Origin of the sequence: Pseudomonas sp. Lb2C2, from assembly GCF_052112205.1 — a bacterium.
Classification (GTDB): domain Bacteria; phylum Pseudomonadota; class Gammaproteobacteria; order Pseudomonadales; family Pseudomonadaceae; genus Aquipseudomonas; species Aquipseudomonas kilonensis.
The window spans coordinates 227,859-241,803 of the sequence record NZ_JAUTYW010000008.1 but is presented as its reverse complement, the minus strand read 5'-3'; the positions used below and the strand labels follow the sequence as shown (position 1 = coordinate 241,803).

Below are 13,945 nucleotides of genomic sequence, written 5' to 3'. Positions count from 1 at the left end.
AACATAATCAAATTCGTTGACAGTTTAGATTTCGATCATCATCCTAATGAAAAGCCGTGCTCACCTCGCCAGGCTGCACGCGCTCCCTTTATCCAAACCGACGGAAACAAGACGCCATGACCGACCAGATCCTGTTCACGCCCTACACGTTGGGTGATCTCACGCTTTCCAACCGAGTGGTCCTGGCGCCGCTGACACGTAACCGTGCGGGGCAAGGTTTTGTACCGAGCGAGTTCGCGGCCACTTACTACAGCCAGAGAGCGTCGGCAGGCCTGCTGATCTCCGAGGCTTCACAGATTTCCCAGCAAGGACAGGGCTATCAGGACACACCCGGGATCTACACCCAGGCACAGATCGACGGCTGGCGCACGGTCACCGAGGCCGTGCATGCCAAAGGCGGGAGGATTTTCCTGCAACTGTGGCATGTCGGCCGCGTTTCCCACGTCGACCTGCAAGCGAATGGCGCGGCGCCAGTAGCCCCCTCCGCCCTGCGTCCGGCGACCAAGGTATTCGTCAACAACAGTTTCGAGGACGTTTCCGAACCGCGAGCGCTGGACATCAGCGAGTTGCCGGGGATCGTCAACGATTTTCGCCAGGCGGCGGCGAACGCCATCGCCGCGGGATTTGATGGCGTAGAGATCCACGGCGCGAACGGCTACCTGTTGGACCAGTTCATCAAGGACGGCGCCAACGTGCGCACCGATGCCTACGGCGGGTCGATTGAAAATCGTGCGCGCCTGCTGCTGGAAGTGACCGCGGCAGTGGTGGACGAAGTCGGCGCCAACCGCACCGGCCTGCGCATCTCGCCGGTCTCGCCGGCCAATGGTGTGTCCAGCAGCGCACCACAGGCGCAGTTCGACTACCTGGTCGAACAGCTCAACGCCCTCGACATCGTTTACCTGCACGTGGTCGAAGGCGCGACCGGTGGGCCGCGCGAGGTTGCGCCCTTCGACTTTGCTGTCTTGCGCCAGCGCTTCAAAAACACCTACATCGCCAACAACGGCTACGACCTGGACCTGGCTACCTCACGACTCGTCGAAGACAAGGCTGACCTGATCGCCTTCGGCCGGCCGTTCATCGGCAATCCGGACCTGGTGGAGCGGCTCAGAACCGGTTCGCCTTTGTCGGCATTCAATCCCGCTACCCTCTACGGTGGTGGTGCGACGGGCTACATCGATTATCCAACGCTCGCTGAATCCAGCGCGCAGTAACACTAACCAGACCCGATTGCGCGCCTGAACAACAGCGCGCGACTCGCTCATCAATACCTTGAAGAAGAGAATTTCCCATGGACACTCGCACAACCGTTCTCATCACTGGCGCCTCCACCGGCATTGGCGCTGTCTATGCCCAGCGCTTTGCCCAACGTGGACATGATCTCGTCCTGGTGGCCCGCGACAGCGCGCGCCTGGAAGCTCTGGCCGCCAAGCTGCGCAGCGAACACAACGTTGCCGTCGATATTCACCAGGCCGACCTGACCCAGATCAGCGACCTGACAACCGTCGAAGCGCGGCTGCGCGATGACGCCAACATCGGCATCCTGGTCAATAACGCCGGCGCCGCCCAATCCGGGACCTTCATCGAGCAATCGACCGACAGCGTCGCACACCTGGTGTCGCTCAATACCACTGCGCTGGTCCGGTTGGCCAGCGCCATCGCCCCACGCCTGGTCAAAGCGGGTGACGGCGCGATTATCAATATTGGCTCCGTCGTTGGCCTGGCACCGGAGTTCGGTATGTCGGTCTATGGCGCGACCAAGGCGTTCGTGCTGTTTCTCTCCCAGGGACTCAGCCTGGAACTCTCCCCGAAAGGCGTCTACGTACAAGCCGTCCTGCCAGCGGCCACCCGTACCGAGATCTGGGAACGCGCCGGCATCGATATCAACACCCTGAATGAAATCATGGAAGTCGGTGACCTGGTCGATGCCGCGCTGGTCGGTTTTGATCGTCGCGAGCCGGTGACCATCCCGCCCTTGCATGAAGAAGCACGCTGGGATGCCTTGCAGGCCGCGCGTCAAGGCCTGCTCGGACAAATCCGGCAGTCCCATGTTGCCGAACGCTATCAAGACCCGGCGTGATCATCGTTTAGCGGGCGCCGGCGCGAAGGACAGCGCCGGTATTTCCGGATGCCTGGCCAGGTGATCACTGCGCTGCATCCCTTATGAGAGCAAAGCACCATGAAGGCATTTTTAATCGACCGTTATGGCAAGCACAGTGGCCGTATCGGCGAGCTAGCGGCCCCTGAAGTGGGTGACCATGACGTTCTGGTCCGCGTGCAGGCTGCCAGCGTCAATCTGTTGGATTCAAAGATCAGCAAAGGCGAATTCAAACTGATCCTACCCTACTCATTTCCCTTGGCATTGGGTCATGACGTGGCGGGGGTCGTGGTCCGCGTGGGATCCCGTGTCGAGCAATTCAAACCAGGCGATGAAGTCTATGCCCGCGCCCCGGATGGGCACATCGGCACCTTCGCCGAGCAGATTTCAGTGAACGAAAACGCCTTGGCCATGAAACCGGCAAACATCAGCATGGAAGAAGCCGCCGCCCTGCCCTTGGTCGCCCTGACCGCCTGGCAGGTACTGGTTGAAACCGCCCGACTGAAGCGAGGCCAAAAGGTCTTCATCCAGGCCGGTTCAGGCGGCGTCGGCACCCTCGCCATCCAGCTTGCCAAGCACCTCGGCGCCTTCGTTGCGACCAGCACCAGCACCGGCAATGTGCCGTGGGTCAAAGCCCTGGGCGCGGACGTTGTCATCGATTACAAGCAACAGGATTTCGCCAGCGTTCTGCAGGACTATGACGTCGTGTTGCACAGCCTGGGCGCCGATGAGCTGGAGAAATCGCTGAAGATCCTCAAGCCTGGCGGCCAGCTCATTTCCATCTCCGGGCCACCCACCCCACAGTTCGCCCAGGCCCAGGGATTTTCCTGGGTGCTGAGACTGATCATGGGCCTGTTGAGCAGCGGTATACGCCGCAAGGCCCGCCGAAAAGGTGTGGGCTATACCTTCGTGTTCATGCGCGCCAGCGGTCCTCAACTGCGTGAAATCACCACGCTCGTCGAGGCCGGCAGCATCAAGCCGGTGATTGATCGGTCCTTCTCCTTCGATGCGACGGCCGATGCCTTGAGCTACGTCGAGCAAGGACGATCGAAGGGCAAGGTCGTCATCAAGATTCACTCGGGAATGGCCGATGAGTGAAACCGTATCTACCCTGGAGACTGACCAGGATCAGACAACAGAGGTGACCCCTTCGGCCCCGGCAACCTTGGAGGAAAACAAGGCGGTGCAAGACTCCGCCGCGCCAGCTGCGGCGCCAGTGATTGTCTGGCGCACATTGATGCTTGAGCAATGAGGCGCGTCAGGCCAGTACCGCCTGAAGAAAAAGCGCTGATTTGACCTGCGGTAATCGGTTGACTACCTTGAAACTCACCCATCTCGTTCGACAAGGAGTGTCGACATGTGCGCAGCTGCTCGTGCGTCTTTTACCCTGCCCCTGGCGTTCCATGCGGTAGCTGCCCAGCGTTGAGTTGCCCTCGTCCATAACACCGCCAATGCCCGCGACAGGTTCAATGAAACCCGCCGGCCGGCACCAACCCCTTCTGTTTTCTCTTTCCCCGGCATGGAATGCCGTGTCGGCTACCGGTTCCACCACAAGGAAGTCATGTCATGAAGACACCGACAGGATGTTTGCCGAGCTGTACAACAAGCACAAAGACGACGGGCAATGGCGGCAATACAGCATCTACGGCGGGTCCCTCCGCCGGCAATTGGTGTGTCATCTGGCGGCCACCTTCGATGGCAAACCCGTCAGGAACAAACCCGAGTGGAACCTTGAGCCGGCACGTCCTTACGTCGACCAGGCCAAGGCTGTTGCACAGTACTGCAATCCTTACTGAGGCTTGAGTGGCAACGCGATCTGCCGATACTTCAGGTATCGGCGGATCGTGCATTTACCAAACCGCAATATGCGAATCCGCCCGGGGTTCAGTCCCGCCACACAACACCCCGCTGGCCGGGTCGCGCAGGATGATCTGGCCGCGGCCATAGTCGGTCAGGTCGCTGGCGATCTGAACCTCATGCCCCCGTCGCGCCAGGGCATTGGCCAGGTCCCGTGAGGCCCCGTGCTCGATCCCGACCTTCATCGCCCCCAGCCATTGCCAGCGCGGTGCATCCAGCGCCGCTTGCGGGTTCAGGCCGAAATCCACCAGGTTCATGACCATCTGCACATGCCCCTGGGGCTGCATGTAGCCGCCCATCACGCCGAAGGGGCCGAGGGCCTCGCCATTGCGGGTGAGGAAACCGGGAATGATGGTGTGGAAGGTCTTCTTGCCTGGGGCCAGGCAGTTGGCGTGGCTCGAATCGAGGCTGAATTCCTGCCCACGATTCTGCAAGGCAATACCGCTGTCGGGCAGCACCACGCCAGAGCCAAACCCGTGGTAGTTGCTCTGGATGAACGAGACCATATTGCCCTCCCCATCCGCGGTCGCCAGGTACACCGTGCCGCTGGCGTGGGGGTCGCCGGGCGCAGGCGGTTGGGCCTGTTCGCCGATTTTTCGACGACGGTGAGCACTGTAGTCATCGCTGAGCAGGTCAGCCACCGCCACGCGCATGTGCAAAGGATCGGTGATGTAGTGCAGGCCGTCGCTGTAGGCCAACTTCATCGCTTCCAGTTGGCGATGCCAGGTCTGTTGGCTGTCACGGTGATCGAAGTCGAAGCCTTCCAGAATCTTCAACGCCATCAAGGCCACCAGGCCCTGCCCGCTCGGCGGGATTTCCCAGACATCCACCCCTCGGTAATTGACGTGGATGGGGTCCACCCACTGGGCGCGATAATCCTTGAGGTCCGAGGCCCGCAGATAGCCGCCGCTGGCCCGGGAATGGGCGTCCAGGCGCTCGGCCAACGCACCGCGATAGAGGCTCTCGCAGCGGGTGTCGGCCAACTCCTGGAGGGTGCGCGCCTGGGCCGGGTTGCGAAAAACCTCCCCGGCTCGTGGCGCCCGGCCTTCGATCAGGAAGGTGTCGAACCAAGTCTCGAGGACGGCATCCCGATGGGGCGTGAACTCGTTCACCGCGACCTGCCATTGATGGGCAACCACCGGCGACAGCGCAAAGCCATCCCGGGCCAGGCTGATCGCCGGTTGCAGCAGCTCGGCAAAGGGCAGCTTGCCAAAGCGTCGGGACAACTCGGCCCAGGCCGACGGGCAGCCCGGGACGGTTACCGGTGTCCAGCCATAGAGCGGCATCTGCTCGTGGCCGGCGGCCTTGACCGCCTCGATGCTCAAGGCGGCCGGTGCATGGCCGTTGCCGTTGAGGCCGTGCAACTGGCCCTTGCACCAGACCAGCGCGAAGGCGTCACCGCCGATGCCACAGCCAGTGGGTTCCACCACCGTCAGCGCCGCCGCGGTGGCGATGGCGGCGTCGATGGCATTGCCGCCCTTTTGCATGATCTCGATGCCCGCCTGGGCAGCCAGGGGTTGGGACGCGGCGACCATGCCCCGACGGGCGAAAACGCTCTGGCGTTGCGACGGATAAGGGTATTGGTGGGCAGAAAATTTCAGCATGGCGAAGGCTCTTCGATACAGGAATTCAGTGGCCGGGAAAGGTCATAACACGCGACTGAGAAAAGCCCGGGTACGAGGATGAATGGGGTGACAGAAAATCTGCTCCGGCGGCCCCTGCTCGATGAGCTCGCCCTGGTCCAGGACCACCACACGGTCGGCCACTTCCCGGGCAAAGCCCATTTCATGGGTCACCACGACCATGGTCATCCCCTCCTCGGCCAACTCCTTCATCACTTGCAACACCTCGCCGACAGTCTCCGGGTCGAGGGCGCTGGTGGGTTCGTCGAACAGCATGGCCTGGGGTTTCATCGCCAGGGCCCGGGCAATCGCCACCCGCTGTTGCTGGCCGCCAGAGAGCATCGACGGGTAGTGATCGGCCTTGTCCGCCAGGCCGACCCGCTCCAGCAGGCCGCGGGCCTGCTCCAGCGCGGCGGTGCGAGTCACGCCAAGCACCTGGATCGGCGCCTCGATGATGTTTTCCAGGGCCGTCATGTGAGGAAACAGGTTGAAGCGCTGGAAGACCATGCCGATGTCCCGCCGTTGACGGGCGATGTTGCGCTCAGACTCACGCACCAGGCTGCCATCGGCCCGCTCGCGATAGCCCATGGCCCGGCCGTTGACGCGGATCCGTCCGCCCTGGATGTCTTCCAACAGATTGATGCAACGGATGAAGGTGGTCTTGCCCGAGCCCGAAGCGCCGATCAGCACCACCACTTCGCCGCGCCGCACTTGCAGGGAGATGCCCTTGAGAATCTGCAGCTCGCCGAAGGACTTGTGGACATCCAGCGCCTCGATAATCAGCTCTTCGCTTTTATGCGCCATGGTTAACGTGCCCTCAGCAGGTTCAGGGTGCTGCGACCGAACATCCGCGTCGAAGCCGGCGGCGGTGACGAGGGCCGGTCCGACTGACCGAAACGGGCCTCCAGCCAGCGCTGGAAAAAACCCCACAACGTGGTCAGCAACAGGAAGTAGATCGCCACCACCAGGTACAGTTCGAACACCCGGAACGTCGCCGACGTGACCATCTGGGTACTGAGCAACAATTCCTGGACGCCGATCACGCTGACCAGCGTGGTGTTCTTGAGCATCACGTTGAACTCGTTGCCCAGCGGCGGCACGATGACCCGGAACGCCTGGGGCAGCACAATGCGGCGCATCAGTTTGGCGAAGGTCATGCCCAACGAGCGCCCGGCCTCGTATTGGCCCTTGTCCACCGCACCGATGCCGGCGCGGATGATCTCGGCCATGTAGGCACCCTCGTTGAGGCCCAGGGCAATGATCGCCGCCTGGATATTGCCAGGGATTACCAGCCCAAAGAGGTCGATGTCTTCGAAGCGGAAAATCCCGCCGGCGGCCAGTGCGGTGTAGAGAAAGACGATCTGCACCAGCAACGGCGTGCCGCGCATCAGCCACACGTAAAAGCGCACTGGCAAATGCAGCAACGGGTTCTTCGACAACCGCAACAGCGCGGCGGCCAGCCCGAGGGCACAGCCCAGCAGCATCGCCAGCACACTGATCAGGCAGGTCAGCCAGAGCCCGGTGAGGTACACCCCACTGGGCTGCAACAGGTACTGCCAGAACACATCCCAATTGAAATTCATCGGTAGTTCACCTCAATCAAGCGTGTCACTGGCGACATGCCATTTGCCCAGCAGTTGGCTGTAGCTGCCATCGCTGCGCATATCGCCGATGACCTGCTGCACAGCCGCAGTCAGTTGCGGATCGTCCTTGCGAATGCCCAGGCCAGTGAGAATCCGGCTGAAGGCTGGCACGCCCTCCTCGAACAGATCGGGGGCCATGGTGGCGTAATAACCGGCGGTTTCCACGGTGGTGCCGTAGGCGTCGACCTGGCTGATGCGCAGGGCCTGGAAGGCATCGGTGTCGGAGTTGTAGACCACCAGTTTCATAGGCGGTTTGCCGGCCTTGCCCAGGGTCTCGTTCTCGGCGTCGAGCAGGGTCTTGATGGTGGAACCGTTAAGTACGGCGACCTTGTGTCCGGAGAGATCCGGCAGCGTCTTGAGGCCCTTTGGATTGCCCTTGGGCACCACCACCGCCTGGCTGGAATACATGTAGTTGACGATGTCGATCACCTCACGGCGCTCGGGCTTGTCAAACAGCTGGTCGACGATCATGTCGCACTGTCGGGCCAGCAACGCGGGGAGCAGCCCGGAAAAGGGAATGACCCGCCATTCCACCTTCTTGTCGCCCAGGCGCTTGGCGATTTCCAGCCCCAGGTCCACGGTCAGTCCCTTGGGTTTCTGCGCCTCATCGAAGGACACCAACGGCGGCGAATCCATGCCCGAGCAGTAGACGAGTTTATCGACCTTGAGCAAACGCTCCGGGACAACGGGCGCGGCAACCGCCCACTGTGCACAGAAACCCAAGGATAAAGCGGCAACCAACAGGCGAGGCTTATGCATGACCAGACACTCCAGTTCAGTAAGTAACGGGCAGTACTCAAAGTCAGAACACGGGCAGGCTCGGAGCCCGCTCTCGTTATTTTTTCGATTGCAGGAACTCGATCAATTCAGGGACGGTGCCTTCGATGTGCGCACGCACCACCGCCTCGGCCTTGTCGGCATCGCCCGCACGCAGGGCGTCGAGAATCAGCATGTGCTCCTGGCGCGCACTCAGGGGCTTTTCCACGTGCTGCAACCACAGGCGCATGGGCGCTTCGATCAGGGAATAGAGCGCGCTGATCTGCTTGAGCAATCGCGGGCGACCGCTGAGGCTGCACAGGTATTCATGGAACGCGCGATGGCGGCTGACCCACTCGGCGCTTTCCTCGCGGTAATCGTCCATCTCGTCCAGCAAGCGCTCCAAGGCGGCCAACTGGCGTTCGCCAATTCGTGCTGTCGCGACACGGACCGCCAGGCCTTCCAGGGCGCTGCGCATCTCGAAGACTTCGTGCAACTCATCGATGTCCAGGCCGCTGACAATCGCCCCGCGATTGGGCCGCAGGGTCACCAGGCCCTGGGCATCCAGACGGCGAAAGGCTTCGCGCACCGGCATCCGGCTCATGCCGATCTCGTTGGCGATGTCCTCGGCAATCAGCCGGTCGCCCTTGCGTAACCGACCGCCACAAATGGCATCGAGCAGGAAGTTGTAGGCCTCTTCCTCGGCAGTCATCGGTGGGCGTTCAGCGTAAGTCGGGGCAAATTGCATGGCAGCACCTTCTGCATTTTTGTATCCAATTATCCACGGATTCAAAAAAGCAGAATGCGTGCCAACCTTACGCGTTAGCGTGCAAGCGATTGATTTGAAGGAATTTGCCGAGGTAAACGACTGCCAGCCTTAAGCCCTTAACCGCGCAGGTGTGCTACCTAACAGCTCAGTGGCTGCCTTTTATGGGTGCAGGATGGCACTTCGGTAACACCGCAGGCGGCAGCCCATCATGCAGGTGCCCTGGGCGTATCGGAGGGGGATTCGCCAAACAACGCCCGGTAATGGGCCGCGAAATGACTCAGGTGGAAAAACCCCATCGCCACGGCGATTTCACTGACGTTCAGTGCCGCCGCACGGGTCGTGATCAAACGCCGGCGCACGGCATTGAGCCGCAGGTTGCGCAGGTACTCCACCGGACGCATCCCGGTGACCGCCTGGAAACTGTTCTGCAGGGTCCTGCGGCTGACCCGCAATTGTTCGCACAAATCGAGGATGCTCAAGGGCACATCGGCGCTGGCGACGACCAGCTCCTGGCAACGCTTGACCAGATAGGCACTGACGGCAAAATTGCCGCGCCGGCCGCGCACCTCGTCCGAAGCGTGACTGAACAGGTCGAGAAAGGCGTTGAGCAGGACGTCTTCGAGGATTTTTTCCGCGGCAGGATTGACCGCGTCCGCCTGCTCCAGAAGGTGACGAAACAGTGGGTGGATCCTTTGCTGCACCCGGCGCAGCACCGCCTCATCCACGCTGACCTGGGACACGCTTTGCAGGCGCTTGAGCTGTTCGCTCGACAGTTCGTAGGCCGCCAGCTTGGCGAACCGCACCGTGTCGACATTGGCCGCAAAGAAGTGCATGCCTTCCGGGGCGTGCAAGACGAAGTCCTCGCCATCGCGCAACAGCACGACACTGTGGGCGCCCACTTGGTGCCCCTGGACCACCGGCGCACCGCCCAGCGACATGGCAATGCACAAGCGCCCTTTTGGCGCGCTACCGCGCTGCACCACCCGTTTATCCAGCACCTCCTGGAAGATCTGGAAACGCTCGGCGCACACCTGCCGCAGCTCGCTGGAAAGGCAGCCACGCCCGAGTTGGTCATAGACCTGTTGCCAGCCCAGGATCGAACCGGCGTGTTGCTGAGGATCATTGAAGGTACGGACTTCGGCGAACATGATCATTGTTCCTCGGTGGTGCTGTGCTTAACCCTGGTGCTGATATCCAAAGAGGTCGATAAACCTGTGGCGAGGGAGCTTGCTCCCGCTGGGCTGCGCAGCAGACCCATTTTTGTGAGCGCTTCGCACTCAAACGGGAGCAAGCTCCCTCGCCACAGGTTCATCATTTCACTTGGGTGAACAGTGCTGACTACCGGAAAACCAAAGCCAGTTCCGTGCCAAGCATGTGCAAACGATATTCGCCGGCCCTGACGTCCATCGGCGCCAACAACGCCCCGGACAGCACCACCTGCCCCGCTTCAACGCGCCGCCCGTCGGCCAGCAACCGCCGGACCAGCCAACACAGATTCGCCAGAGGGGTGTCCTCGCGCGCCAGGACGTTACCTTCACCGCAGGACACGCCGTCATGCGCCAGACGATAGTTCACTTCGGGCAGTCGATCCGGATCGAACCCCACCCTCGCCCCGAGGCAATACAGCCCCGCAGCGGCATTGTCGGCAAGAAACGCCCCGACGCCGAAACGCCAGTCCTGCCAGCGACAATCGGCAATTTCGAATGCCGGCGCGACCTCGGAGATGGCAGCGAAGATGTCCTCGTCGCTGTAGAAACCCGGCACCAGCGTGCGCCCCAGGACAAACGCCAGCTCGATCTCCAGCTTGGGCTGGATCAGCCGTGCCAGGGGCACCGTGCTGCCGGGTTCCACTGCCATGGCATCGGTCAGCGCGCCCAATACCGGTTCACCAATACCGAAACGGTCCTGGGCGGCGCGGCCGGCGAAGGCCACCTTCCACCCGGTCAACCGCTCACCAGCGACCTGGCGCCGGCGCAATGCCTCGCGTTGCAAGGTGTAGCCCTCCTGCAGGGCCACAGCCTGAGGCTCCAACGAAGGCAAGGCGTGTACAGCCTGCGCGGCACCCTGAAGCCGGACCAGAAGATCGTCTTCGCGCCTCATGAGAGCTGCTCCGCCAGCTTGCGCAACACGCCTTCGAGCCGCTCAGGTGTGGTGATCGCGGCAACGAACCGATCCGGCCGCACCACCACAACACAGTCACGCACCTTGGCAAACCATTCGCCCAAGCGGTTATCGACGTCCTCGACGCAAATGGCGCCATTGGCGGACAAGGGTTCGTTACGCCCCACGCCACTGCGCGAGCGATTGATCTGGATGAAACGCGTCTCCCAGCGCGCCCACCAGGCGGCGGTTTGTTCGCTGAGCTGTTCGCTCGGATTGACCCGATACCCCAGCACCGCATAGGAATGCCCCAGCACATCGTCCAGGCGCCGACGCTGGCCCTGGGCATCTTCGATGGACGGCTGGATGAACAACTGCCCGACCAGATCATCCTCATGCAGTTCGGCGCGCTCGTGATGAACCAGGCCTTTGGTGATGGTTGCCTTGGGTTTGAACTTGAATTCCAGCAAGTGCGAGCGCAGGTTGTCGACGCTGTTGACGGCCTGGAACAACCAGTCCCGTACACCGGCCATCAACGGGTTGGTCAGCCCCAGGACCGCGCCCATGTTGTCGGCCAACGCGATGAGATCGGTCGCGTGCCCGCGGCGCTCCTGATCGTAACTGGCCAGAATCGCCGGCGACGCCCGCCCTTGAAGGATCGCGGCGAGCTTCCAGGTGACGTTGGCGACATCACGCAGGCCCGAATTGAGCCCCTGTCCGGCCCAGGGCGGGGAAATATGCGCCGCATCCCCCACCAATGCCACACGGCCCTGGACAAAACGGGCCGCGACCCGAGAGTTATGGGTGTAGGCGCGGATCCGGATGATTTCCAGTTGATCGACCGCATCGCCGATATGCCCACGGATCAAGTCCCGGATCGTCGCCTCTTCGCACATCCGGGTCTCATCTTCGCCCTCCAGGAGCATGAACTCCCAGCGCCGTTGCTGATACGGCAGGTAAATGCAGACGAAAGGTCGCTGAGGGTCGGCATGCAGGGCGGTATACGGTGCATCCAGGGAGTCGTTGGCCGTGTCGATCACCACCCATTTGCGCGGATGGGTCAGCCCCAGCAGTTCGATGCCGAGTTTCTTGCGCACGCTGGAACGTCCGCCATCGGCGCCGATCACGTACTGCGCCTGCAATTGATAGAGCTCGCCCTGGGCATCGCGCACCTGCAAGGTCACGCCCTCGGCATCCTGCTCCAGATCGAGCATTTCATGGCCCTGGCGCAACTCGACACTGGCGTGCTTGCCCAACTGCTCGCGCAACGTCGTTTCAAGCAACTGTTGCATGAATATGTTACGCATCGGCCAGCCATAGTTTGCCGTGCTCGGTTTGACCTCGGCAAAACACACGCCTCGCGCATTGTAGTAACGCAGGGGCACGTTGCAGATCATGTCGCGCGCGGCCAATTCAGCGATGCCGATGCCCTGCAACACACGCAGGGCCTCGTCATCCATGCCCACCGCGCGCGGATACGGCAGGACGCCGTCAGCCAATTCAAGGACGATGCAGTCGATACCGTACAGCCCCATGTAATGAGCGGCCGTGATCCCATTGGGGCCGCCGCCCACGATGACAACCTGGGTTTTCTCCTGCTTCATCGCTATTCACCGCTTTGTTGTTGTGGTTGGAGGCACTGGTCATACAAATAGTCCATGACGACAAGGTTGAACATCTCGCTCTGGTCATCATGGACGTAATGGCTGGCGTCGGCGATTTCCTCTGTGCGTACCAACCCATTGGCCTGCTTGATCGACTCGAGGGTCGCCAGGGGCAGGAAATCGGAACGGGCGCCACGAATGAACAGCGTCGGGCAATCCAGCGCCCGTACCGCCGGCCACAGGTCGGTCGGGGTAATACTCAGGCGCGCCTGGGCGATACCTTGCTGGTCGTGACGCCATTCGATTCCAGCCAGGGTTTCCTTCATGGAATACATCAACCTGGAAGCCAGCCCCTCCTGAGAGAGGCCAGGTCGCGCTTGCAGCCAGAACTGGGCGGCGCTCTCCCAGTCAGGAAACAACAGCGGTGTCTGGCTCATCTCGCGCCGAATCCGCTCGGCGCCGTCACCGCTGACCGAAGAACCAGGGCCAATGTCCTCGATCACCAACGCTTGCAGTCGTCCCGGATTGAGCCGCGCATACTCCAGTGCATTGGTACCGCCAAGGGAATGCCCCACCAGGACGAAACGCTGCAGCTCCAGATGCGCCACCAGATCTTCAAGATCGTTGACATAGGCTTCGGTCCGGTAACTGGCGGCATCCGCCCAGTCACTGTAGCCACGTCCACGCTGGTCAAGGGCATAGCAGCAGTACCGCTCGCCCAATGCATTGACCAGGCCATCCCAGGTCTGGGCATAGGAGCGCAGCCCGTGGAGCAGTACCACCGCAATGCCCGACGGATTGCCCCAGGACAGATAATGCAGGCGCAGCCCCGATCGATTGGTGAAGAACTGGCTGTTTGCAGACATTCGTTCGCTTCCCACGATCAGCACACCTCAATACAGGCCGTCATTGCCCTTGACGTCGGCAGCCTCAAGGCCACCCAGGCGCGCATGCAAGCGCCCACGCGTGGCGAAGGCCCAGATGATGATCAATTCGTCGGCCGCCGGACCATCGCCGAACGACAGCGAAATGCTGTCGTAGTGCGAACGGACATACAGCGCATCCTTGTGAGCCAGCGGCACATCGATGGTCACGCCAGGCCCGCCACGCTTGCCGGTGGAAGGCACCCAGGATTTGCCGCCGCCCAATGCGACGCGGATAGGATCCGCCGCCGGATTGGTCAACAATGCATTGCCATGCTCGTACTCGCCCTGGCTGCCCACCAGGCACGCCTTGCCATAGCTGACGATCTGATGCTGGCCCGCCAGTACCCGGATGCGCCGACCAAACTCCTGGCCCAGCAAGGGTGATGGCTCAATCAACTCGGCCAGGTTTTCACTGAAACGGCCGGCATAAGGGTTGGCGATCACAGCGCCAATGGCGTACTTGAACAGCGGCTCACCATCGGCCAACTGGCCCGTTTCGTTGGCCAGGGTTTCCTCGACGAAGGTGTACCATTTGCGGATGTGGTAACTGGCGAAATTTGCGGTTTTCATAAG

General features: G+C 61.7%; 14 protein-coding genes and 1 pseudogene. 5 read left to right on the top strand and 10 right to left on the bottom strand.

Annotation, left to right across the window (positions count from 1 at the left end; translation table 11 throughout):
- Positions 1 to 116 precede the first annotated feature (116 nt).
- The 5 genes and pseudogenes from Q7F16_RS24235 to Q7F16_RS24215 all read left to right on the top strand — a co-directional run.
- Positions 117 to 1,211 (top strand): alkene reductase, encoded by a 1,095-nt coding sequence (locus tag Q7F16_RS24235; protein WP_046065718.1) that lies wholly within the window; start codon positions 117 to 119, stop codon positions 1,209 to 1,211.
- Between the two features lie 77 nt (positions 1,212 to 1,288).
- Positions 1,289 to 2,077 carry an SDR family NAD(P)-dependent oxidoreductase gene (locus Q7F16_RS24230; protein ID WP_046065717.1) on the top strand — a complete coding sequence of 263 codons (789 nt, stop codon included), beginning with the start codon at positions 1,289 to 1,291 and terminating at the stop codon, positions 2,075 to 2,077.
- A gap of 99 nt (positions 2,078 to 2,176) precedes the next feature.
- Positions 2,177 to 3,193, top strand: coding sequence for an NADP-dependent oxidoreductase (locus tag Q7F16_RS24225; RefSeq protein WP_409556619.1), 1,017 nt, complete (start codon positions 2,177 to 2,179; stop codon positions 3,191 to 3,193).
- Positions 3,186 to 3,347, top strand: coding sequence for a hypothetical protein (locus tag Q7F16_RS24220; RefSeq protein WP_161798372.1), 162 nt, complete (start codon positions 3,186 to 3,188; stop codon positions 3,345 to 3,347). The genes Q7F16_RS24225 and Q7F16_RS24220 overlap by 8 nt, the downstream gene beginning before the upstream one ends.
- A gap of 268 nt (positions 3,348 to 3,615) precedes the next feature.
- A pseudogene (locus tag Q7F16_RS24215) lies at positions 3,616 to 3,891 on the top strand (DUF2599 domain-containing protein); the annotation flags it as partial.
- Between the two features lie 54 nt (positions 3,892 to 3,945).
- On the opposite strand, the gene Q7F16_RS24210 reads toward Q7F16_RS24215, so the two are convergent.
- The 10 genes from Q7F16_RS24210 to Q7F16_RS24165 all read right to left on the bottom strand — a co-directional run bounded on the left by Q7F16_RS24210 (position 3,946) and on the right by Q7F16_RS24165 (position 13,942).
- Positions 3,946 to 5,556 carry a gamma-glutamyltransferase family protein gene (locus Q7F16_RS24210; RefSeq protein ID WP_409556618.1) on the bottom strand — a complete coding sequence of 537 codons (1,611 nt, stop codon included), beginning with the start codon at positions 5,554 to 5,556 and terminating at the stop codon, positions 3,946 to 3,948.
- Between the two features lie 42 nt (positions 5,557 to 5,598).
- Positions 5,599 to 6,378: an amino acid ABC transporter ATP-binding protein gene (locus tag Q7F16_RS24205; protein ID WP_003200817.1), complete on the bottom strand. Its 780-nt coding sequence runs from the start codon at positions 6,376 to 6,378 to the stop codon at positions 5,599 to 5,601.
- A gap of 2 nt (positions 6,379 to 6,380) precedes the next feature.
- Positions 6,381 to 7,157, bottom strand: a complete 777-nt coding sequence (locus Q7F16_RS24200) for an amino acid ABC transporter permease (protein WP_014337982.1) — start codon at positions 7,155 to 7,157, stop codon at positions 6,381 to 6,383.
- A gap of 12 nt (positions 7,158 to 7,169) precedes the next feature.
- Positions 7,170 to 7,976, bottom strand: coding sequence for an ABC transporter substrate-binding protein (locus Q7F16_RS24195; protein ID WP_409556617.1), 807 nt, complete (start codon positions 7,974 to 7,976; stop codon positions 7,170 to 7,172).
- Positions 7,977 to 8,052: 76 nt separating this feature from the next.
- The gene (locus Q7F16_RS24190) at positions 8,053 to 8,721 is read right to left on the bottom strand and encodes a GntR family transcriptional regulator (RefSeq protein WP_003200810.1); all 669 of its coding nucleotides are present in this window, start codon (positions 8,719 to 8,721) and stop codon (positions 8,053 to 8,055) included.
- Positions 8,722 to 8,948: 227 nt separating this feature from the next.
- The gene (locus Q7F16_RS24185; RefSeq protein ID WP_046065737.1) at positions 8,949 to 9,890 is read right to left on the bottom strand and encodes a helix-turn-helix domain-containing protein; all 942 of its coding nucleotides are present in this window, start codon (positions 9,888 to 9,890) and stop codon (positions 8,949 to 8,951) included.
- Positions 9,891 to 10,080: 190 nt separating this feature from the next.
- Complete coding sequence (locus Q7F16_RS24180; protein WP_409556616.1) at positions 10,081 to 10,842, bottom strand: 2-keto-4-pentenoate hydratase; 762 nt, start codon at positions 10,840 to 10,842, stop codon at positions 10,081 to 10,083.
- Entirely contained in the window at positions 10,839 to 12,446 is a 1,608-nt protein-coding gene (locus Q7F16_RS24175) for a bifunctional 3-(3-hydroxy-phenyl)propionate/3-hydroxycinnamic acid hydroxylase (RefSeq protein ID WP_409556615.1), read from the bottom strand. Before Q7F16_RS24175 ends, Q7F16_RS24180 begins: the two co-directional genes overlap by 4 nt.
- A 2-nt stretch (positions 12,447 to 12,448) precedes the next feature.
- Positions 12,449 to 13,312, bottom strand: a complete 864-nt coding sequence (locus Q7F16_RS24170; protein ID WP_046063942.1) for an alpha/beta fold hydrolase — start codon at positions 13,310 to 13,312, stop codon at positions 12,449 to 12,451.
- Positions 13,313 to 13,339: 27 nt separating this feature from the next.
- Positions 13,340 to 13,942 (bottom strand): amino acid synthesis family protein, encoded by a 603-nt coding sequence (locus tag Q7F16_RS24165; RefSeq protein ID WP_204127376.1) that lies wholly within the window; start codon positions 13,940 to 13,942, stop codon positions 13,340 to 13,342.
- Positions 13,943 to 13,945: the final 3 nt, after the last annotated feature.